This window comes from Marisediminicola sp. LYQ134, from assembly GCF_046599635.1.
Taxonomy (GTDB): Bacteria; Actinomycetota; Actinomycetes; order Actinomycetales; family Microbacteriaceae; genus Marisediminicola.
On sequence record NZ_JBKIWP010000001.1, the window covers coordinates 864,858 to 885,711 of the forward strand.

A 20,854-nucleotide genomic window follows, 5' to 3' on the forward strand; every position below is an offset into this window, starting at 1 on the left:
CCGATGGCCGATACCGTTCACTACCGCCCCCGGGCGGGGGAGATACCGACATCCCCCGGCGTCTACCGGTTCCACGACGCCACCGGACGCGTTCTCTACGTCGGCAAGGCGAACAACCTGCGCGCGAGGCTCAGCAACTACTTCGCGCCCCTCCGGAGCCTGCACGAGCGCACGCGACGAATGGTCCTGAGCGCCGACGGGGTCGAGTGGACGGTCGTCGGCTCGGAGTTCGAGGCCCTGCAGCTCGAGTACACCTGGATCAAGGAGTACGACCCTCCCTTCAACGTCAAGTTCCGCGACGACAAGACCTACCCCTACCTCGCGATAACGCTCGGCGACCCCGTGCCGCGCGTGTTCGTGACGCGCAACCGCAAGCTCACGGGAGCACGCTACTTCGGGCCGTACACAAAAGTCTGGGCGATCCGCGAGACGGTCGACCAGATGCTCAAAGCCTTCCCGATGCGCAGCTGCACCGAGAGCACCTACAAGCGCGCCGAGCAGACCGGGCGACCGTGCCTGCTCGGCGACATCGGCAAGTGTGCGGCGCCGTGCGTCGGTCGCATCACCAAATCCGACCACAAGGCCATCGCCCTCGACTTCGCCTCGTTCATGGCAGGCAACGATTCGCGATACCTCGGCGAGCTCACATCGAAGATGAAGCGCGCCTCCGGCGAGCTCGACTTCGAGTCGGCTGCGCGATACCGCGACCAGATCGGAGCGCTCGAAGCGGCGCTCTCGAAGAGCACCGTCGTGCTCCACGACGACGTCGACGCCGACATCTTCGGCATCGCGCACGACGAGCTCGCGGCGGCGGTGCAGCAGTTCATCGTGCGGGGCGGCCGCATCCGCGGGGTGCGCAGCTGGGTCGTCGACAAGGAGCTCGATCTCGACCTCGGCGCTCTTGTCGACACGGTCGTGCAGAACGCGTACGACGACGTCGCACCCCCGAGGGAGGTCATCGTTCCCGAACTCCCCACCGATGCCGCCGCTCTCGAGCAGCTCCTCACGGGCATCCGCTCCGACCGTGGAGCGGGCACGGGTCGCGTGAGCCTGCGCACAGCCCAGCGCGGCGACAAAGCCGCCCTCGCGCAGACCGTCACGTCGAACGCGAAGAACGCGCTCATGCTCTACAAGACGAGGCGCAGCGGCGACTTCGTCGCACGCTCGCAAGCTCTCGCCGACATCCAGGCCGCCCTCAAGATGCCCGACGCGCCCTTGCGCATGGAGTGCTACGACGTCTCCCATCTGAGCGGAACCAACATCGTCGCGTCGATGGTCGTCTTCGAAGACGGCCTGCCCCGCAAAGACCAGTACCGCCGCTTCAGCATCCCCGAGTCGACCGACGACACCCAGTCGATCTACCAGACACTCAGTCGGCGACTCGCGAGCGTGGGGGAGGAGACGACGCGAGCGGCAGACGACGAGCAATCGGTCAAGAAGTTCGCCTACCGCCCCAACCTGCTCGTCGTCGACGGGGGCCAGCCGCAAGTGGCGGCCGCCGCGCGTGCCCTCGCCGAGGCCGGAGTCACCGACATCCAGTTGTGCGGAATCGCGAAGCGGCTCGAGGAGATCTGGCTCCCGGACTCCGACTACCCCGTGATTCTCCCTCGCAACAGCGACGCACTGTTCCTCTTCCAGCGGATGCGAGACGAAGCGCACCGATTCGCCATCAGCTACCAGCGCTCCAAGCGCCGAAACGACATCACGTCGGCCCTCGACGACATCCCCGGTCTCGGACCCGCACGCGTGCGAGAGCTCTTGAGACACTTCGGCTCGGTCAAACAACTGCGCGCCGCGACCCCCGACCTCATCGCCGAGGTCAAGGGCATCGGACCGGGTCTCGCCGAGACCATCTACCGCACGCTGAGGGAGTGAGTGGGCCATCCGCGCGGTCACCGCCGCGCGGGTGCGTCGCTAGGCTTGACGGAGCCGAGGGTCGACGGAGCACAGTCACGAAGGGGAGCGCGAGCACACACCATGAGCGACGAGCACGAAGGCCAAGAACTCCTCATCGTCACCGGCATGTCGGGGGCGGGCCGCTCGACGGTCGGGAACGCCCTCGAGGACCACGGCTGGTATGTCGTCGACAACCTGCCACCCCAGATGCTGCCGCCGCTCGTCGACCTCGCGACGCGCGCCGGCAACGCCCTTCCGAAGATCGCCGCCGTCGTGGATGTGCGCGGAGGAGACCTCTTCACCGATCTGCATGAGACGGTCGAATCGCTCAGACACGGCACGCAATTGCGCGTGCTGTTCCTCGAGGCCACCGACGCCGCGCTTGTGCGCCGCTTCGAGCAGGTCCGACGGCCGCATCCACTGCAAGCCGACGGAACGATCCTCGACGGCATCTCCGCCGAGCGCGAGCTCATGCTCGAGATGCGGGAGTCGAGTGATCTCATCATCGACACCTCCGATCTCAACATCCACCAGCTCGCGATGAAGATCGGCGAGAGCTTCGCGAAAGAGGACTCACCCGGCCTTCAGCTCTCGCTCTTGAGCTTCGGATACAAGTACGGACTCCCCGCCGACGCCGACATGGTGGCCGACATGCGCTTTCTGCCGAACCCGTTCTGGGTGCCCGAGCTGCGCGCACACACGGGCCTCGACAAGGAGGTGAGCGACTACGTGCTGCAGCAGGAGGGCGCGGTCTCGTTCATCGAGGGATACGTCGCGGCGATCGCCCCCGTGCTCGCCGGGTATCAACGCGAGAACAAGAGACACGCTACGATCGCCATTGGCTGCACCGGCGGAAAACACCGCTCGGTCGCCGTCACGCAGGCCATCGCCGCGCGACTGCGAGAACAGCCCGGAGTGGCCGTGAGCGTCAAGCACCGCGACCTCGGACGCGAGTGACGAGACCCGACCTCGCCTTCACGCGCTCCCCTCGACAGTCCCGACAGCAAAGGAAACACCCTCAGTGGCCCTCACCGCCGACGTCAAGGACGAACTCGCTCGAATAGAGGTCTCCAAGACCGCGGTGCGCGCGGCCGAACTCGCGACGATCCTGAGATTCTCCGGAGGGCTGCACCTCATCTCCGGGCGCATCGCCGTGGAATCGGAACTCGACACCGCGCAACTGGCACGTCGCGTGCGCAAAGACCTCGCCGAGCTCTACGGCGTGCGCAGCGAGATCTCGGTCATCTCGGCATCGGGGCTGCGCCGCACGAGTCACTACCTCGTGCGCGTTCTCGAGGGCGGAGAGACCCTCGCTCGACAGACCGGGCTCCTCGACGCCCGCCGCCGACCGATCCGCGGACTACCCAACAAGCTCACGACGGGGAGCGTCGAATCGCTCGCCGCGGTGTGGCGCGGAGCATTCCTCGCCCACGGATCACTCACCGATCCGGGGAGGTCGGCCGCCCTGGAGATCACGTGCCCGGGAAACGAATCGGCCATGGCTCTCGTCGGTGCCGCCGGGCGCCTCGGTGTCGCGGCGAAGGCCAGGGAGGTCCGCGGCATCCACCGCGTCGTCATCCGCGACGGCGAGTCGATCAGCGCGATGCTCAAGCACATGGGTGCCGCGACGACCGTCGTCAACTGGGAAGAACTGCGTCAGCGCCGCGAGGTGCGCGCGACCGCCAACCGCCTCGTCAACTTCGACGACGCCAACCTGCGCCGATCGGCCCAGGCCGCTGTGGCCGCGTGCGCTCGCGTCGAGCGCGCCCTCGAGATCCTCGACGGCGACGTGCCGGACCACTTGCGCTACGCCGGCGAACTGCGCCTCAACTTCCGTGATTCGAGCCTCGACGAGCTCGGTCACCACGCCGACCCGCCGATGACGAAAGACGCGGTGGCCGGGCGCATCCGGCGGTTGCTCGCGATGGCCGACAAGAAAGCCGTCGACCTCGGCATTCCGGGAACCGACGCCAACCTGCCCCCCGACTACGACGACGCGTGATGCGCAGCGGCGCGGTCACCCACTGTTGAACATCCGCTGAGATTGTCACCCCGCGGGAAGCAACCCCGCCCGCGCGCGGTTAGCCGTAAGTAGACTGGATAGGTCACCCCGAGAGCACGGTTCAGTGCCCGGAGCATCACAACGCAAGGAGACAACCAATGGTCGAATACACCCTTCCCTCGATGCCATACGACTACGCGGCCCTCGAGCCCAGCATCAGCGGCAAGATCATGGAGCTGCACCACAGCAAGCACCACCAGGCGTACGTGACGGGTGCGAACACCGCTCTCGCCGCCCTCGCCGAAGCTCGGGACACCGACTCGCTCGCCAACGTCAACAAGCTCGAGAAGGACCTCGCCTTCAACCTCGGCGGCCACGTCAACCACTCGATCTTCTGGACCAACATGTCGCCAGACGGGGGAGACAAGCCCACGGGTGAGCTCGCCGCCGCGATCGACGACAACTTCGGTTCGTTCGACAAGTTCGCGGCCCACTTCACCGCCGCGGCACTCGGAGTGCAGGGTTCGGGATGGTCGGTGCTCGCATGGGACTCGATCGGCCAGCGCCTCATCATCCAGCAGTTCTTCGACCAGCAGAGCAACTTCGCCGCGGGCATCGTTCCCGTGCTCATGCTCGACGTCTGGGAGCACGCGTACTACCTCGACTACCAGAACGTGCGCGCCGACTACGTGAAGGCATTCTGGAACATCGTCGACTGGTCGAACGTGCAATCGCGCTTCGAGACGGCTCGCGAGAAGACCACGGGCCTGCTGCTACTGTCGTAGCGGCCGAGAGCCCGGCTCCGGCCGGGCTCCCCACCTCCCTCATCCTCCACCCCCACATCACCGTGCGCCCTGGGCGCCCGACACCTCAGGAGTCCCCGTGACTGTCAAGATCGGTATCAACGGCTTCGGCCGAATCGGCCGCAACTACTTCCGCGCCGCCCTCGCCAAGGGCAGCGACCTCGAGATCGTCGCGGTCAACGACCTCACCGACAACAAGGCGCTCGCGCACCTTCTCAAATACGACTCCATCAGCGGTCGCCTCGACGCGTCCGTCGAGCTCGACGGCGACTCGATCGTCGTCAACGGCAAGGCCATCAAGGTGTTCGCCGAGCGCGACCCCGCGAACCTCCCCTGGGGCGAGCTCGGTGTCGACATCGTCATCGAGTCGACGGGCTTCTTCACGAAGGCCGACGACGCCCGCAAGCACATCACCGCCGGCGCCAAGAAGGTTCTCGTGTCGGCTCCCGCGACGGGCGACAACGTCGCGACACTCGTGCTCGGAGTCAACGAGGACACCTACGACTCCTCCGTGCACGACGTCATCTCCAACGCCTCGTGCACCACGAACTGCCTCGCGCCGCTCGCCAAGGTGCTGCTCGACAACTTCGGTATCGAGCGTGGGCTCATGACGACGGTTCACGCGTACACCGCGGACCAGAACCTGCAGGATGGCCCGCACAGCGACCTCCGTCGTGCGCGCGCCGCGGCTCTCAACATCATCCCCACGAGCACGGGTGCCGCGAAGGCCCTCGGCCTCGTGATCCCCGAGCTCGTCGGCAAGCTCGACGGTTACGCGCTCCGCGTTCCCGTGCCGACCGGCTCGATCACCGACCTCACGATCGAGACCTCCTCGACCGTCACGGTCGAAGAAGTGAATGCGGCGTACAAGGCGGCGTCGGAGGGTGACCTCAAGGGCATCCTCAAGTACACCGAAGACCCCATCGTCTCGAGCGACATCGTCGGCGACCCGCACTCGTCGATCTTCGACGCCGGCCTCACCAAGGTCATCGGGTCGCAGATCAAGGTCGCGTCGTGGTACGACAACGAGTGGGGCTACTCGAACCGCCTCGTCGACCTCACCGAGTACGTCGCCGCGCAGCTCTGAGATCCCCGTGTCGCTTCGCACCATCGAATCGCTCGGGTCTCTCGCGGGCAAGCGCGTCGTCGTGCGCTGTGATCTCAACGTTCCACTGAAGAACGGCGAGATCACCGACGACGGCCGTATCCGCGCCTCGCTGCCGACAGTGTCCGAACTGTCGGCAGCGGGGGCGCGCGTCGTCGTCATCTCGCACCTCGGACGACCCGACGGCAAGCCGAACTCCGAGTTCTCGCTCGCACCGGTCGCGCAGCGTCTCAGCACGCTCCTCGGGTCGAGTGTCGTCTTCGCCGACGACACCGTCGGACCCGCCGCGCGCTCGGCCGTCGACGCCCTCGAGGACGGCCAGGTGGTCGTGCTCGAGAATCTCCGCTTCGATGCGCGCGAGACGTCCAAAGACGATGCCGAGCGCGCCGAGTTCGCGTCCGAGCTCGCCGACCTCGGCGACGCCTACGTCTCCGACGGTTTCGGTGTCGTGCACCGCAAGCAAGCGAGCGTCTACGAACTCGCGACTCTGCTTCCGAGTGCTGCGGGCACTCTCATCGCGAGCGAGCTCGAAGTGCTCGACCGTCTGACCGAATCGCCCGAGAGACCGTACACGGTCGTGCTCGGCGGCTCGAAGGTCTCCGACAAGCTCGGCGTCATCGACCACCTGCTGCCGAGGGTCGACTCCATCCTCGTCGGAGGCGGAATGGTCTTCACCTTCCTCGCCGCTCTCGGACACGAGGTCGGTGCGAGCCTGCTCGAGCGAGACCAGATCGACACCGTCAAGGGATACCTCGACGAGGCGAAGCGACACGGTGTCGACATCGTGCTTCCGACGGACATCGTCGTGGCCTCGAAATTCGGAGCCGACGCCGAGCACGTCGTCACCCCCGCCGACGCCATGCAGGACACCGACTTCGGCGCCTCGGGACTCGGTCTCGACATCGGCCCGGACTCCGCAGCACGGTTCGCCGAGGTCATCCGCGCGTCGACGACGGTCTTCTGGAACGGCCCCATGGGCGTGTTCGAGATCGACGCGTTCGCGGAAGGCACGCGCGCCGTCGCGTCCGCCCTCACCGACGTCAGCGGACTCTCCGTCGTCGGAGGTGGCGACTCGGCAGCCGCCGTGCGCGCACTCGGATTCTCGGACGACCAGTTCGGGCACATTTCGACGGGAGGCGGCGCGAGCCTCGAGTTCCTCGAGGGCAAGCGACTCCCAGGACTGGAGATACTCGGATGGCAAGCGTGACCACGCCGGCAGCTCGCATCCCGCTGATCGCGGGCAACTGGAAGCTCAACCTCGACCACCTTCAGGCGATCGCCTTCGTGCAGAAGCTCGCGTGGAGCCTCAAAGACGCGAGCGTCGACTTCGACGGAATCGACGTAGCGGTGTTTCCGCCGTTCACCGACATCCGCTCGGTGCAGACGCTCGTGGGTGCCGACAAACTGCCGATCCAGTACGGCGGTCAGGATGTCTCGCAGCACGACAGCGGCGCGTACACCGGCGAGATCTCGGGTGCGTTCCTCGCGGCCCTCGATTGCCGATACGTGCTCGTCGGCCACTCCGAGCGACGCACCCTCCACGGTGAGACCGACGAGATCGTCGGCGCGAAAGCCGCGGCGGCCGTGAAGCACGGACTCGTCCCGGTCATCTGCGTCGGGGAGACCGCCGACGACCTCGAGAAGCACGGTCCGAGTGCCGTGCCCGTCGCCCAATTGCGTACCATCCTCGCGGCACTCCCCGCGGGGTCGGACATCGTGGTGGCGTACGAGCCCGTCTGGGCCATCGGCTCCGGTCAGGCCGCGACGCCCGATCAAGCGCAGCAGGTCGCGGCGCCGCTTCGCGCGGTCATCGCCGAGGCACTCGGTGACGACGTGGCTGCAGCCACGCGCATCCTCTACGGCGGTTCGGTCAAGTCGGGCAACATCGCAGGCTTCCTGCGCGAAGCCGACATCGACGGCGCCCTCGTCGGTGGCGCGAGCCTCGACATCGACGAGTTCTCGAGCATCGTTCGCTTCCAGAAGCATGTCGGTGTCTGACCTGCCGTTATACTGATCAACGGTTTTACCGCGGTCCCGAAAGGCTTTTTGTGGAAATTCTCCAGGTCATCCTGCAGGTGTTGCTCGGCATCGTGAGCATCCTGCTGACCCTGCTCATCCTCTTGCACAAGGGGCGCGGCGGCGGTCTCTCCGACATGTTCGGTGGGGGAGTCACCTCGAACCTCGGTGCGTCCGGGGTCGCCGAGCGCAACCTCAATCGCATCACGGTGATCCTCGGGCTGTTCTGGATCACGTGCATCATCGTGCTCGGGCTCATCACCAAATTCGACAGCGTGGGTTAGGAACGTCATGGCTTCTGGCGGAAGTGCAATCAGAGGATCGCGGGTCGGTGCCGGCCCCATGGGTGAGCAGGATCGGGGTTTCCACGCCGACCGGATCGCCGTGTCGTACTGGGACGCCCTCGGCAACGAGACGGTGCGGTACTTCTCCGCGGCCCTCCCCGACGAGGAGATCCCCGAAACGATCGACTCCCCGCAATCGGGTCTCCCCGCGGGGCGAGACAAAGAGAACCCCCCGAGCCTCGCGAAGCTCGAGCCGTACAAGACCCATCTCGCCTACGTGAAAGAGCGCCGCACCGAAGAAGAGGCCGCGGAGCTCCTCAACGAGGCGATCGTCGCACTCCGCACGCGGCGTGCGCGCATCGCGTCGGAGAAGTAGAAGCCACGACGTAGCTGTCTCAACGACACTGGGCCCCTCCGATCGGAGGGGCCCAATGTCGTCGTGTGCGGTGCGAGAGTGTCAGTACTCGCTGCTGATGAGATCTTCGGGAACTTCGGCGGCCGCCGCGCTGTCGACGAAGAACACGGTGCGCTTGCGCCCGCGCGCACCCGAGGCGGGCACCGACGACGGGCCTGCTCCCGCGAGAGCGAGGCCGAGAGCGGATGCCTTGTCCGCCCCGGCGAGGCACAGCCAGATGCGATCGGCGTTGTTGATGACGTCGAAAGTGAGGCTCAAGCGCTCCGACGGCGGCTTGGGTGACTCGCGCACGGCGATGACCGACCGCCCCGTGGTCTCGACCCCGGCACTGTCCGGAAAGAGCGATGCGATGTGGCCGTCGGGTCCGACGCCGAGGAACAGGATGTCGAACACGGGGAAGTCGGCGCCGTCGGACGCCGCGTCGCGGAGGGTCGACGCGTAGGCATCCGCACCCTCGTCGAGGTCCATTCCGTCGTCACTCGCCGGGAAGGTGTGCACTCGGTCGTCACGCACGGCCACGTGAGACAGCAGGGCCTCGAACGCTCCCGTGTCGTTGCGGTCGGAGTCGCCTCGCGGCACCCACCGCTCGTCGCCCCACCACACGTGCACTCGAGACCAGTCGATCGAATCCCGCGCGCCCGACTCGGCGATGGCCCGCAGGATGCCGGTGCCGACCCCACCGCCCGTGAGCGCGATGTGCACCTCGGGCTTCTCGTCGAGGAGGTCGATGACCTTCGTGATGAAGCGCGCGGCGACCGCGCCCGCGAGACCCGCGGCGTCCTGGTGGACGAGAACTCGGCGATCCGCGCTCATTCGGGGCCCTTTCCGACCTTCGTGGACGTATCGACGTCGTCGCCACTCACGGAGAAGCCGTGGGTGATGACGTGGCCGAAGAGGTCGTCGGGGTCGAGTCGTCGAAGCTCTTCAGCGAGGCACTCGCGCATCGAGCGCCGGGGGAGCGAGATGTCGTGGGTCGGCTGCCCGGGTTGCACGAGAGTCACGATGTTGGGCTGCGACCGCTCGAGCTCGATGTCGCCGGACGCGCGGTTCAAGACGACACCGTGGATGCCGCTCGATCCGACCGGGGACTCCGTGATGGTGTGTTCCACCGGGAGTTCCAATTGCAGGCGCAACCACGCGGCGAGAAGACTCGTCGACGGCGACGCCTCGGCCCCGTGCACGTTCGCGGCGAGGATCGGTTCGAACGGGGGCTGGTCGAGCACCGCGGCGAGCTGGGCGCGCCACAGGGTGAGCCTCGTCCAGGCGAAGTCGGTGTCGCCGGGCGCGTAGGTCGCCGAGAGGTGCTCGAGGAAGCGGCGGGGATCGGGCTGCGCCGCGGCGTCGGTGATGCGGCGCTGCGCGATGCGTCCGAGCGGCGAGGTCGAGACGACATCCGGAGCCTCGCCCGGCCACCACGCGACGACGGGAGCGTCGGGCAGCAGGAGTCCGGTGACGAGACCCTCTTCGTCTCTGCTCATCTCACCGTGGGCCTTGAGAACGATGACCTCGCTCGCTCCGGCGTCGCCACCGACGCGGATCTGCGCGTCGAGCCGCGTGCCCTCGTCCGAGGTCGCGCCCGAGCCCGCGGTCGAGATGACGATGACGCGCATGGGGTGCTCGCGAGAGGCATCGTTCGCCGCCTCGATCGCCTCCTCTTCGTGCCCGAGCGACGTCGAGATCACGAGGGTCAGCACGCGACCGAGGGCGACGGCGCCGCCCTCCTCGCGGATCTTGACGAGGGTCTTCGAGATGCGACTCGTCGTGGTGTCTGGCAGGTCGACGATCATGGGCGTCTCCAGGTGCGGCCGTCGCGAGCGAGCAGCCGGTCGGCGGAATCGGGACCCCAGGTTCCGGGGCGGTACTGCTCGGGCTGGCCCTGGGTGGCCCAGAACTCCTCGATGGGGTCGAGGATCTTCCAGCTCAACTCCACCTCCTGGTGGCGGGGGAAGAGCGGCGGGTCACCGAGGAGCACGTCGAGGATGAGTCGCTCGTAGGCTTCGGGGCTCGCTTCGGTGAAGGCGTGACCGTAGCCGAAGTCCATGGTGACGTCGCGCACTTGCACGCCGGCGCCGGGAACCTTGGACCCGAAACGGATCGTGACCCCCTCGTCGGGCTGCACGCGGATGACGAGGGCGTTCTGCCCGAGAGCCGAGGTCTGACTCTCGGCGAAGAGCTGCTGGGGAGCGCGCTTGAACACGACGGCGATCTCCGTGACGCGACGCCCGAGTCGCTTGCCCGCACGCAAGTAGAACGGCACTCCCGCCCACCGCCGCGTGCCGATGTCGAGGCGCATCGCGGCGTAGGTCTCGGTGAGCGAACCGGGATCCATCCCGTCTTCCTCCAGGAATCCGAGGACCTTCTCGCCTCCCTGCCAACCGCTCGAGTACTGACCTCGAGCGGTCGCCGTGGAGAGGTCCTTCGGCAGCCGCACGGCGGAGAGCACCTTCTCTTTCTCCGCCCGCAGGTCTGCGGCGTCGAATGAGACGGGCTCCTCCATCGCGGTGAGGGCGAGAAGCTGCAGGAGGTGGTTCTGGATGACGTCGCGCGCGGCGCCGATACCGTCGTAGTACCCCGCTCGGCCTCCGACCCCGATGTCCTCGGCCATCGTGATCTGCACGTGGTCGACGTAGTTCGAGTTCCACAGGGGTTCGTAGAGCTGGTTGGCGAAGCGCAGCGCGAGGATGTTCTGCACCGTCTCTTTGCCGAGATAGTGGTCGATGCGGAACACCGAGTCGGCGGGGAACACCGACTCGACGACGTCGTTGAGCTCACGCGCGGTCTTCAGATCGCTCCCGAAGGGCTTCTCGATCACGACGCGCCGCCACTGGCCGTCCTTCTGCTCGGCGAGCCCCGAGCGACGGAGCTGCTCGGTGACCTGCGGGAACGACTTCGGCGGGATCGACAGGTAGAACGCGTGGTTTCCCATGGTTCCGCGGTGCTCGTCGAGCTCCTCGACCGTCTCCTTCAGCTGCGCGAACGCGGCGTCGTCGTCGAACTCTCCCTGGACGAAACGGATTCCCTGAGCCAGTTGCTTCCAGACATCCTCGTCGAACGGAGTCCGCGAGTACTGCTTGACCGCGTCGTAAACGACCTGCTCGAAGTCCTGGGTGTCCCAGTCCCGGCGGGCGAACCCGACGAGGGCGAACCCCGGGGGCAGGAGCCCCCGGTTGGCGAGGTCGTACACCGCCGGCATGAGCTTCTTGCGTGACAGGTCTCCGGTAACCCCGAAGATGATGAGGCCGCTGGGGCCGGCGATGCGGTTGAGTCGGCGATCGCTCGCGATTCTCAGCGGGTTGAACTCCGGGGTGATATCCACCGGCGACATACGTCTCCTAATTGACTGCGAAGTAGAGCGGGATCCCGGCCGTCAGGCGAGGATGCGGGAGAGCGTCGTGGCCGACGCCGCCCCGTCGGTGAGCGTGAGCGTGACGACCGGCCGACCGTGGTCGACGAGCACGCTCGCGTCGCCCGCCGCTTGCGCGGCGATGAGCTGACCGAAGGTGAACGGACGCTCGGGGATGTCGAGGTCGACGGTCTCCGTCGCCGTGATCTGCAGGAACACTCCGACCGCCGGCCCACCCTTGTGGAACTGGCCCGTGGAGTGCAGGAACCGCGGTCCCCATCCGAACGTCACGGGACGACCCGTGCGTGCCGCGATAAGCGAGCGCAGCTCGGCGAGCTCGGGAAGCGCCGTGCGGTCGACGTAGGCCTGGATCGCGACGTAGCCGTCGTGGCCCAGTTGCGCGAGAAGCTCGTCGACGGCGGTGCGCACCGACGACGACGCGGACGCGGTTCCCCGCACCTCGATGCCGTCTTCGACGAAGAGCGGCTCCGTCGCCTCGGGGCGCGCGTCGAGAAGACCGCGCGTCGCGATCTTGGCCGACTCGACGTCGGGCTGGTCGAACGGGTTGATGCCGAGAAGGCGACCGGCGACGGCCGTCGCGAACTCCCAGACGAGGATCTGAGCACCGAGGGTGCCGCTGATCTCGATCTCGCCGTCGGCGACCTCCTCGGTCTCCTTGCGGCTCTCGACGAGTCGCACGATCTGGAGGTCGGGAATGGATGCCCCGATCTCGGGCGCGTCGATCTCGAGCACGACAGGCAGGAGACCGCGGCCGTCCTTTCCTGTCGACTCGGCGATGAGCTGCTCGACCCAGTCGCCGAACCCGACGATGTGGGTTCCGTCGGAGACGATGCCGAGCTTGTCTTTGAGGGGCGAGGTCCCCGCGATCGCCGCGGCGAGCACGAGACCGGGGTTCTCGTCGTTGTCGAGGGCGAGCTGGAGGCTCACCGATCCCGCCTCGTCGAGGAGGGCCTCGATGTCGACGCCCGCGAGCCCCGACGGAACGAGACCGAACGCCGTGAGAGCCGAGTAGCGACCTCCGACGTTCGGGTCGGCGTTGAACACCGCGTAGCCGTCGGAGCGAGCGGATTCGTCGAGCGGCGATCCGGGATCGGTGACGATGACGATGCGCTCGACCGGATCGATACCCGCCGAGCGGAAAGCGTGCTCGTAGACGCGCTTCTGGCTGTCGGTCTCGACTGTCGAACCGGACTTCGACGAGATGACGACGGCGGTCGTCGAGAGCCTGTCGCCGAGAGCCGCGAGCACTTGACCCGGGGCCGTGGCATCGAGAACCGTGAGCTCGACTCCCGCGGTCTTCGTGATGACCTCGGGGGCGAGCGAGGAGCCGCCCATCCCCCCGAGCACGATGTGGTCGACACCGCGGTCGCGCAGCGCGTCGCGCAACTCGAGGATGCCGGGAACCAGCGTCTGCGAGATGGCGACGGCCTCGACCCACCCGAGACGCTTGGTCGCCTCGGACTCGGCGTCCGGACCCCAGAGGGAGCCGTTCTGCGTCATGATGCCGGAGGCGACGCCGTCGGCGACAAGCGTCGGAACGACGCGAGCGACCGCCTCGGCGGCGGGGCCGGTGACCGCGATGTCGAAGCTCACTGTGCGCTCTCCGGGGTGATCGTCGCGGGCTCGGAGTTGTCGGCGCCCGGCTGACTCGCCGACGCCGATGCTTCGAGCGCTGCGGTCACGGTGTCGAGCAGTTCGTTCCACGACACGACGAACTTGTCGACGCCCTCGGTCTCGAGCTGCGCTGTCACCTCGTCGTAGGAGATGCCGAGGCGGTCGAGCGCGTCGAGCACGCCGTTCGCGGCGTCGTAGGAGCCGGTCACGGCATCCCCGGTGACCTCGGCGTGGTCGAACGTGGCCTCGAGGGTCTTCTCGGGCATCGTGTTGACGGTGTCGGTGACGGCGAGCTCGGTCACGTAGAGCGTGTCGGGCAGGTTCGGGTCTTTGACCCCCGTGGACGCCCAGAGCGGGCGCTGCTTGTTCGCACCGCCGGTGAGGAGCTGCGACGCCCGCTCGCTCGAGAACGACTGCTCGAAGACCTGGTAGGCGAGCTGGGCGTTCGCAACGCCCGCCTTGCTCTTGAGCGAAACGGCCTCGTCGGTGCCGATGGCCTCGAGTCGCTTATCGATCTCGGTGTCGACGCGCGACACGAAGAACGACGCGACCGAGTGGATGGTCGAGAGGTCGATGCCCTTCGACTTCGCCTTTTCGAGACCCGTGAGGTAGGAGTTGATGACCTCGCGGTAGCGCTCGAGGCTGAAGATGAGGGTCACGTTGACGCTGATGCCCTCACCGATGGTGTCGGCGATGGCCTCGAGGCCCTCGACCGTCGCGGGGATCTTGATCATCGCGTTGGGGCGCGCGACCTTGGCCCACAGTCGCTTGGCCTCCTCGAAGGTTCCGGCGGCGTCGTGGGCGAGCCCGGGCTCGACCTCGATCGACACGCGACCGTCGAAGCCCGAGGTCGAGTCGTACACCTCGCGGAAGATGTCACTCGCGGCGGCGACGTCGTCCGTGGTGATCTCGAAGACGGCGTCGGTCACGTTCGTGCCCTTCGCGGCGAGCTCGGAGATCTGCGCGTCGTAGGCCTCGCCCTTCGCGAGAGCGCTCGCGAAGATGGTCGGGTTGGTCGTGATGCCCACGACGTTCTTCTCGGCGATGAGCTTCTGCAGCCCGCCGGAGTTGATCCGTTCGCGGGAGAGGTCGTCGAGCCAGATGCTGACCCCGACCTCGGAGAGAGCTTTGGTGGGAGTGGTGTTCTCAGTCATGTCTTCTTCTCTCAGTTGCTGGTGGCCTGAGCGGCGGCCAGAGATTCTTTTGCTGCGGAGACGACGTGCTCGGTCGTCATGCCGAATTCGCGGTAGAGGGTCTCGTAGTCGGCCGAGGCACCGAAGTGCTCGATCGACACACTGCGACCGCTGTCACCGACGTACTCGCGCCAGCCGAGGGCGATCCCCGCCTCGACGGAGACGCGGGCCTTGACCGATGTCGGGAGAACCGACTCGCGGTACTCGTCTGACTGCTCCGAGAACCACTCGAGGCTCGGTGCCGAGACGACGCGAGCGCCGATTCCCTCGGCCGCGAGCGCTTCGCGGGCCTCGATGGCGAACTGCACCTCGGAGCCCGTCGCGATGAGGATGACGTCGGGGGAACCGGTTGCGGCGTCGGCCAGAACGTATGCGCCCTTGCCTGTGCCCTCGGCCGAGGCGAAAGTCTCGCCCTCGGCTGCGCCCTCGCCTCGCGGGAAGACCGGGAGGTTCTGGCGCGAGAGGACGATGCCCGCGGGTCCGCGACGACGTCCCAGAATGGCGTGCCACGCGTGAGCGGTCTCGTTGGCGTCGGCGGGTCGCACGACGTCGAGTCCGGGGATCGCGCGGAGCGACCACAGCTGCTCGACCGGCTGGTGCGTCGGTCCGTCGCCGCCGAGCGCGACGGAGTCGTGGGTCCAGACGAAGATCGACGGCGCCTGCATGAGAGCAGCGAGTCGAACCGCGGGGCGCATGTAGTCGCTGAAGATGAGGAACGTTCCGCCGAAGGGGCGGGTGTTGCCGTGGAGGACGATGCCGTTGAGGATCGCGCCCATAGCGTGCTCGCGGATTCCGAAGTGCAGCACGCGGCCGTACTCGTTTCCGGTCCACTCGCCTGTCGAGTGCTCCGCGGGAACGAAGGAGGGGGAGGCCTCGAGGGTCGTGTTGTTCGACTCGGCGAGGTCGGCCGAACCGCCCCAGAGCTCGGGGATGACCGGCCCGAGCGCGTTGAGCACCTTGCCCGATGCGGCGCGAGTCGACACGTCTTTGCCCGACTCGAAGACGGGGAGCGCGTCGACGACACCCTCGGGGAGGTCGCCGGCGAGAACGCGGTCGAGGAGGACCTTGCGCTCGGGGTTCGCCTTAGCCCACGCGTCGAACTGCTCGTTCCATTCGGCGTGAGCCGCCTGGCCACGCTCGACGGCTTTGCGCGTGTGGGCGATGACGTCGTCGTCGACCTGGAACGACTGCTCGGGGTCGAACCCGAGAACCGTCTTCACGGCCGCGAGCTCTTCGGCACCGAGCGCGGAGCCGTGGATCTTGCCGGTGTTCTGCTTCTTGGGCGACGGCCACCCGATGATGGTGCGGAGGATGATGAGCGACGGCTTCGTCGTCTCGGCCTTGGCCGCGTCGATCGCACGGTTGAGCTCCTCGACGTCTTCGACGTAGTCGCCCGTCTTCTTCCAGTCGACGACCTGCACCTGCCAGTGATAGGCCTCGTAGCGCGCTTTGACGTCTTCGGTGAAGGCGATGTTCGTGTCGTCTTCGATCGAGATCTGGTTGGAGTCGTAGATCGCGATGAGGTTGCCGAGCTGCTGGTGGCCGGCGAGCGAGGATGCCTCGCTCGTGATGCCCTCCTGCAGGTCGCCGTCGCCCGCGATCACGTAGACGTGGTGGTCGAACGGGCTCGAGCCGGTGGGAGCCTCGGGGTCGAAGAGACCGCGCTCGAAGCGGGCGGCGTAGGCGAAGCCCACGGCGGAGGCGAGGCCCTGGCCGAGCGGACCCGTCGTGATCTCGACGCCGTCGGTGTGGCCGTACTCGGGGTGACCCGGCGTCTTCGACTCGAAGGTGCGGAGCGCCTTGAGGTCGTCGAGCTCGAGACCGTAGCCGCCGAGGTAGAACTGCGTGTACTGCGTGAGCGAGCTGTGACCGACGGAGAGGATGAACCGGTCGCGGCCGATCCAGGTGCTGTCGCTCGGGTCGCGGCGCATGACCTTCTGGAACAGGAGGTAGGCGGCGGGAGCGAGGCTCATCGCGGTTCCCGGGTGGCCGTTGCCGACCTTCTCGACGGCGTCAGCCGCGAGGATTCGCGCGGTGTCTACCGCTCGGCTGTCGATGGGATCCCACTGGAGAGCTGACACGGATTGATGACCCTTCGTTCGCGGTGGGCGCGACCGCCATCGGCGCTCGCCCCCACGATGTAGAGGTGTGACTTGCCTATCGAGCACCGGTGCTTCACATCGTCGCGCGCGACGACACCACCGTGAGGGGGAGTCGGGGCGAGCTCGAGGCTGACAAGCTGCTTCCAGTATAGAGAGAGCACCCTCACAGCGCCCGGTGTTCGCCGTCAGAGCACCGGGCTTGCGCGCGCACTCGGGAAAGCGTAGGGAGGCGTCGAGGTAGACTTTGCGCTGGAGATCCACGCGTTAGAGGAGCAATGGACGTAGTCACACATCCGACGGCGACCCGCGAGCGGATCGGGTTCGCGCGCAAAGCGCGGGCATACCTCGCGCTCACGAAACCGCGCGTGATCGAGCTTCTGCTCGTGACGACGGCTCCCGTCATGGTTCTCGCCGAGGGCGGTCTGCCGAGCCTGTGGCTCGTTCTCGCGACGCTCGTGGGTGGCGCACTGAGTGCTGGCTCCGCGGGAGCGTTCAATTGCTACATCGACCGCGACATCGACCGCGTGATGGACCGCACGAAGAACCGGCCCCTCGTCACGGGGGAGGTGACCGATCGCGAGGCTCTCGTCTTCGCGTGGATCCTCGGCGTCGTCTCGATCGTGTGGCTCGCCGCGACGACGACGTGGCTCGCCGCCGCGTTCTCGGCCCTCGCGATCCTCTTCTACGTCGTCGTCTACACGATGTGGCTCAAGCGCCGCACGTCGCAGAACATCATCTGGGGCGGTATCGCCGGGTGCTTCCCGGTGCTCATCGGATGGGCGGCCGTCACGGGCTCGATCGCGTGGGCCCCCGTCATCCTCTTCTTCGTCGTGTTCCTCTGGACGCCCCCGCACTACTGGCCGCTCTCGATGAAGTACCGCACCGACTACGCGAAGGCGCACGTGCCGATGCTCGCGGTCGTGCGCGGCCGCACTCTCGTGGGCCTCCAGGTGGTGCTCTACGCGTGGGCTACCGTCGCGTGCTCGCTGCTGCTCATCCCCGTCGCGTCGATGGGGATCGTCTACACCGCTGTCGCGATCGTCGCCGGGGGATGGTTCATCCTCGAGGCCCACCGTTTGTACAGCGGGGCGATCCGCCCGGGCGACGTGCGCCCGATGCGCGTCTTCCACAGCTCGATCTCCTACCTCACGCTGCTCTTCATCGCCGTGGGTGTGGACCCTCTGCTGTCGTTCTGACTCCCGTCGGGCACCAGCCGCTCGCGGGCGCCGTGACGGGTAGCCCGCGTCGACCGACCGCTAGTTCGTGGCGGCGACGCGGGCCTCGAGGGTCGCGATCTCGTCGTCGGATTCGGTCTCGACCTGCTGCCTCATACTGAGGATGACGGCCGTCATCGCGCTCGCGAGCACACATGCGAGAACCATGTGGATGCCGACGAGGATCTCGGGCAGTCCGAGCCGCGCCTGGGTGATACCCACGAGGATCTGCACCGCTTCGACGGCGAGCAGCCCCACCACGAAGGGGACGACGCGCGCGAGTCGCAGTCGCACGGCTGCGACGAGCAGCACGAGGGTGAGCGCGAGGGTCGCGTATGCGGGGTAGCTGTGCAGGTGCTGCATCAGTTCGGGATCGAGGTCGTTGCGGGCCGCTCCGTGGTCTCCCGCGTGCGGACCCGACCCGGTCACGAGGATGCCGACGACGATCGTGACCGCGACCGTGACGGAGGAGACCCAGGCGGTTCGCACGAACCAGCGTGGTGCCGCGACGTAGTCGCCCCGGGCCCCGCGATAGACGCGGAAGAGCAGAACCGTCGAGAGGACGACGAGCACGGTCGAGAGAACGAAGTGGAGTCCGACGATGTAGGGGTTGAGCCCGGTGAGCACGGTGATGCCTCCGATGACGCCCTGGAACGGGATTCCGAGCCCGATGACGACCGAGAGGCGGAACAGCTCGGGGCGGTCTCGGCGCATCCGCACGACGAAGAGGAACATGACGATGGCGATCGCGATGAGAGCGAACGTGAGCAAGCGGTTGCCGAACTCGATGATGCCGTGGATGCCCATCTCCGGAGTGTTGATGAACGACTCCGGGGTGCAGCGCGGCCACGTGGGGCACCCGAGCCCCGATCCCGTGAGTCTCACGGCCCCGCCGGTGCCCACGATGAGGGTCTGCGCGATGAGCGTGGCCCACGCGGCGACGCGCACGCGACGATCGACCGTGCGGGGCAGCCACTCCACGAAACGAGTTCGAATCGATCGGATGTCGGCGTGCCCACTCATGTCTCTCCCGGAAAGTCGTACGGCGGGTGAGCCGATTGGCCGACGACGCTCGTGAGAGGCGATTCTACGGCGGCACAATCTGAGAGACCCCAGACGGAACCGAGGCCGGGACCGAGGCCGAGTCCTCGCTCGGTGCGCCAGGCGCCTTCACAGGCTCGACAGCCCCGCGGCCGACCGTGCACCTGTAGAATTGCCGAGTCCAGATGCATGCCCTGGATCAGGTTGCGACGCCGCACACAGTCGCACCGGGACCGCAATCACGGCGGGTCCCCGACTACTCACGCAGCACGCACCCGGAACGGGCGAGTCCTTCGGGGCAGCACAACGGAATACCACCTCGGCCACCGTGGTTGTGGTCGGTAGGAAAGAGGTAGCCATGTCAGACGTACTCATCGAACGACCCGAACTCGAGAGCCTCGGCATCTACGAGTTCGGATGGTCGGACTCCGACGTCGCCGGCGCATCCGCGAAACGGGGCATCTCCCCGGAGGTCGTCGCCGACATCTCGGCGCTCAAGAGCGAACCCGAATGGATGCTCAAGAAGCGCCTCAAAGGACTCTCGCTCTTCGCGAAGAAACCGATGCCGACGTGGGGTGCCGATCTGTCGGGCATCGACTTCGACAACATCAAGTACTTCGTGCGCTCGACCGAGAAGCAGGCGCAGACGTGGGAGGACCTCCCCGAAGACATCCGGAACACGTACGAGAAGCTCGGCATCCCGGAGGCCGAGCGCCAGCGCCTCGTCTCGGGTGTCGCCGCGCAGTACGAGTCCGAGGTCGTCTTCCACTCCATCAACGCGGAGCTCGAAGCACAGGGCGTCATCTTCATGGACACCGACACGGCGCTCAAAGAGCACCCGGAGATCTTCCAGGAGTACTTCGGAACGGTCATCCCCGAGGGGGACAACAAGTTCGCCGCCCTCAACACGGCGGTGTGGTCGGGTGGATCGTTCGTCTACGTTCCCAAGGGCGTGCACGTCGAGATCCCGCTCCAGGCGTACTTCCGCATCAACACGGAGAACATGGGCCAGTTCGAGAGAACGCTCATCATCGCCGACGAGGGATCGTACGTTCACTACATCGAGGGCTGCACGGCTCCGATCTACAAGAGCGACTCGCTGCACTCGGCCGTCGTCGAGATCATCGTCAAGAAGAACGCGCGCGTGCGCTACACGACCATCCAGAACTGGTCGAACAACGTCTACAACCTCGTGACGAAGCGCGCGATCGCCCACGAGGGCGCGACCATGGAATGGATCGACGGCAACATCGGGTCGAAGGTCACGATGAAGTACCCGTCGATCTACCTCGTGGGGGAGCGCGCCAAGGGCGAGACCCTCTCGGTCGCGTTCGCGGGCCCCGGCCAGCACCAGGACGCCGGCGCGAAGATGGTCCACATGGCGCCGTACACGCAATCGTCGATCGTCTCCAAGTCGATCGCTCGAGGCGGAGGCCGCACCGGGTACCGCGGCGAGATCCGCATCGCCGAGGGGGCCCACCACTCCGCGAACACCGTGCGGTGCGACGCTCTGCTCGTCGACACCATCTCGCGATCGGACACCTACCCGACGACCGACATCCGCGAGGACGACGTTCAAATGGGTCACGAGGCCACCGTGTCTCGAGTGAGTGCCGAGCAGCTCTTCTATCTGCAGAGCCGCGGTCTGCCCGAAGACGAAGCAATGGCTATGATCGTGCGCGGCTTCATCGAGCCGATATCCCGCGAACTCCCCATGGAATACGCACTCGAACTCAACAAGCTCATCGAGATGGGCATGGAGGGCAGCGTCGGATGACCGTCGCGCCCCCATCGAAAGGACGTCC

Annotated in this window: 18 protein-coding genes; 11 read left to right on the forward strand and 7 right to left on the reverse strand. The window is 66.9% G+C overall.

All coding sequences use genetic code 11. From position 1 onward, the window contains the following. Positions 1-3: 3 nt before the first annotated feature. The 9 genes from uvrC to ACLHIH_RS04250 all read left to right on the forward strand — a co-directional run bounded on the left by uvrC (position 4) and on the right by ACLHIH_RS04250 (position 8,482). Positions 4-1,875, forward strand: coding sequence for an excinuclease ABC subunit UvrC (gene uvrC, locus ACLHIH_RS04210; protein ID WP_411315448.1), 1,872 nt, complete (start codon positions 4-6; stop codon positions 1,873-1,875). 102 nt (positions 1,876-1,977) lie between these two features. Continuing rightward, positions 1,978-2,853, forward strand: coding sequence for an RNase adapter RapZ (rapZ, locus tag ACLHIH_RS04215; RefSeq protein WP_411315449.1), 876 nt, complete (start codon positions 1,978-1,980; stop codon positions 2,851-2,853). 64 nt (positions 2,854-2,917) lie between these two features. Beyond that, entirely contained in the window at positions 2,918-3,898 is a 981-nt protein-coding gene (whiA, locus tag ACLHIH_RS04220; RefSeq protein WP_411315450.1) for a DNA-binding protein WhiA, read from the forward strand. A gap of 158 nt (positions 3,899-4,056) precedes the next feature. Further along, entirely contained in the window at positions 4,057-4,683 is a 627-nt protein-coding gene (locus tag ACLHIH_RS04225) for a superoxide dismutase (RefSeq protein WP_411315451.1), read from the forward strand. A gap of 97 nt (positions 4,684-4,780) precedes the next feature. Further along, positions 4,781-5,788 carry a type I glyceraldehyde-3-phosphate dehydrogenase gene (gene gap / locus ACLHIH_RS04230; RefSeq protein ID WP_411315452.1) on the forward strand — a complete coding sequence of 336 codons (1,008 nt, stop codon included), beginning with the start codon at positions 4,781-4,783 and terminating at the stop codon, positions 5,786-5,788. Between the two features lie 7 nt (positions 5,789-5,795). After that, positions 5,796-7,013 carry a phosphoglycerate kinase gene (locus tag ACLHIH_RS04235; RefSeq protein WP_411315453.1) on the forward strand — a complete coding sequence of 406 codons (1,218 nt, stop codon included), beginning with the start codon at positions 5,796-5,798 and terminating at the stop codon, positions 7,011-7,013. Next, entirely contained in the window at positions 7,001-7,804 is an 804-nt protein-coding gene (gene tpiA, locus ACLHIH_RS04240; RefSeq protein ID WP_411315454.1) for a triose-phosphate isomerase, read from the forward strand. Before ACLHIH_RS04235 ends, tpiA begins: the two co-directional genes overlap by 13 nt. A gap of 50 nt (positions 7,805-7,854) precedes the next feature. After that, positions 7,855-8,106 carry a preprotein translocase subunit SecG gene (secG, locus tag ACLHIH_RS04245; RefSeq protein WP_411315455.1) on the forward strand — a complete coding sequence of 84 codons (252 nt, stop codon included), beginning with the start codon at positions 7,855-7,857 and terminating at the stop codon, positions 8,104-8,106. A 7-nt stretch (positions 8,107-8,113) separates the two neighbouring features. Further along, a complete protein-coding gene (locus ACLHIH_RS04250; protein WP_411315456.1) occupies positions 8,114-8,482 on the forward strand; it encodes an RNA polymerase-binding protein RbpA in 369 nt (122 codons plus the stop codon). A gap of 81 nt (positions 8,483-8,563) precedes the next feature. Here ACLHIH_RS04250 and pgl read toward each other — a convergent pair whose 3' ends face one another. From pgl to tkt, 6 genes are read right to left on the reverse strand one after another with little or no spacing between them, the layout of a single operon-like run. After that, positions 8,564-9,334 (reverse strand): 6-phosphogluconolactonase, encoded by a 771-nt coding sequence (gene pgl / locus ACLHIH_RS04255; protein WP_411315457.1) that lies wholly within the window; start codon positions 9,332-9,334, stop codon positions 8,564-8,566. Further along, positions 9,331-10,308 carry a glucose-6-phosphate dehydrogenase assembly protein OpcA gene (locus tag ACLHIH_RS04260; RefSeq protein WP_411315458.1) on the reverse strand — a complete coding sequence of 326 codons (978 nt, stop codon included), beginning with the start codon at positions 10,306-10,308 and terminating at the stop codon, positions 9,331-9,333. Before ACLHIH_RS04260 ends, pgl begins: the two co-directional genes overlap by 4 nt. Then, positions 10,305-11,846, reverse strand: a complete 1,542-nt coding sequence (zwf, locus tag ACLHIH_RS04265; RefSeq protein WP_411315459.1) for a glucose-6-phosphate dehydrogenase — start codon at positions 11,844-11,846, stop codon at positions 10,305-10,307. The genes ACLHIH_RS04260 and zwf overlap by 4 nt, the downstream gene beginning before the upstream one ends. A gap of 42 nt (positions 11,847-11,888) precedes the next feature. Then, the gene (locus ACLHIH_RS04270) at positions 11,889-13,478 is read right to left on the reverse strand and encodes a glucose-6-phosphate isomerase (RefSeq protein WP_411315460.1); all 1,590 of its coding nucleotides are present in this window, start codon (positions 13,476-13,478) and stop codon (positions 11,889-11,891) included. Continuing rightward, complete coding sequence (tal, locus tag ACLHIH_RS04275) at positions 13,475-14,653, reverse strand: transaldolase (RefSeq protein WP_411315461.1); 1,179 nt, start codon at positions 14,651-14,653, stop codon at positions 13,475-13,477. The genes ACLHIH_RS04270 and tal overlap by 4 nt, the downstream gene beginning before the upstream one ends. A gap of 11 nt (positions 14,654-14,664) precedes the next feature. Continuing rightward, positions 14,665-16,773 carry a transketolase gene (gene tkt / locus ACLHIH_RS04280; RefSeq protein WP_411315462.1) on the reverse strand — a complete coding sequence of 703 codons (2,109 nt, stop codon included), beginning with the start codon at positions 16,771-16,773 and terminating at the stop codon, positions 14,665-14,667. A 296-nt stretch (positions 16,774-17,069) separates the two neighbouring features. Here tkt and ACLHIH_RS04285 point away from each other — a divergent pair, with 296 nt between their 5' ends. Next, on the forward strand, positions 17,070-17,990 hold the full coding sequence (locus ACLHIH_RS04285; protein ID WP_411315463.1) for a heme o synthase: 921 nt from the start codon (positions 17,070-17,072) through the stop codon (positions 17,988-17,990). Between the two features lie 60 nt (positions 17,991-18,050). Here the strand turns inward: ACLHIH_RS04285 and ACLHIH_RS04290 are convergent, their stop codons facing one another. Continuing rightward, entirely contained in the window at positions 18,051-19,031 is a 981-nt protein-coding gene (locus ACLHIH_RS04290) for a COX15/CtaA family protein (protein WP_411315464.1), read from the reverse strand. A 376-nt stretch (positions 19,032-19,407) separates the two neighbouring features. Between ACLHIH_RS04290 and sufB the strand changes: the two genes are divergently transcribed. After that, positions 19,408-20,826: a Fe-S cluster assembly protein SufB gene (gene sufB, locus ACLHIH_RS04295; RefSeq protein ID WP_411315465.1), complete on the forward strand. Its 1,419-nt coding sequence runs from the start codon at positions 19,408-19,410 to the stop codon at positions 20,824-20,826. The last annotated feature ends 28 nt before the right edge of the window (positions 20,827-20,854 follow it).

Coding starts and splice junctions, on each gene's coding strand:
- tal (WP_411315461.1), bottom strand. CDS start 14,653: ATGACTGAGAACACCACTCCCACCAAAGCTCTCTCCGAGGTCGGGGTC.
- ACLHIH_RS04225 (WP_411315451.1), top strand. CDS start 4,057: ATGGTCGAATACACCCTTCCCTCGATGCCATACGACTACGCGGCCCTC.
- tpiA (WP_411315454.1), top strand. CDS start 7,001: ATGGCAAGCGTGACCACGCCGGCAGCTCGCATCCCGCTGATCGCGGGC.
- ACLHIH_RS04260 (WP_411315458.1), bottom strand. CDS start 10,308: ATGATCGTCGACCTGCCAGACACCACGACGAGTCGCATCTCGAAGACC.
- zwf (WP_411315459.1), bottom strand. CDS start 11,846: ATGTCGCCGGTGGATATCACCCCGGAGTTCAACCCGCTGAGAATCGCG.
- ACLHIH_RS04285 (WP_411315463.1), top strand. CDS start 17,070: ATGGACGTAGTCACACATCCGACGGCGACCCGCGAGCGGATCGGGTTC.
- sufB (WP_411315465.1), top strand. CDS start 19,408: ATGTCAGACGTACTCATCGAACGACCCGAACTCGAGAGCCTCGGCATC.
- uvrC (WP_411315448.1), top strand. CDS start 4: ATGGCCGATACCGTTCACTACCGCCCCCGGGCGGGGGAGATACCGACA.
- ACLHIH_RS04290 (WP_411315464.1), bottom strand. CDS start 19,031: ATGAGTGGGCACGCCGACATCCGATCGATTCGAACTCGTTTCGTGGAG.
- pgl (WP_411315457.1), bottom strand. CDS start 9,334: ATGAGCGCGGATCGCCGAGTTCTCGTCCACCAGGACGCCGCGGGTCTC.
- ACLHIH_RS04250 (WP_411315456.1), top strand. CDS start 8,114: ATGGCTTCTGGCGGAAGTGCAATCAGAGGATCGCGGGTCGGTGCCGGC.
- rapZ (WP_411315449.1), top strand. CDS start 1,978: ATGAGCGACGAGCACGAAGGCCAAGAACTCCTCATCGTCACCGGCATG.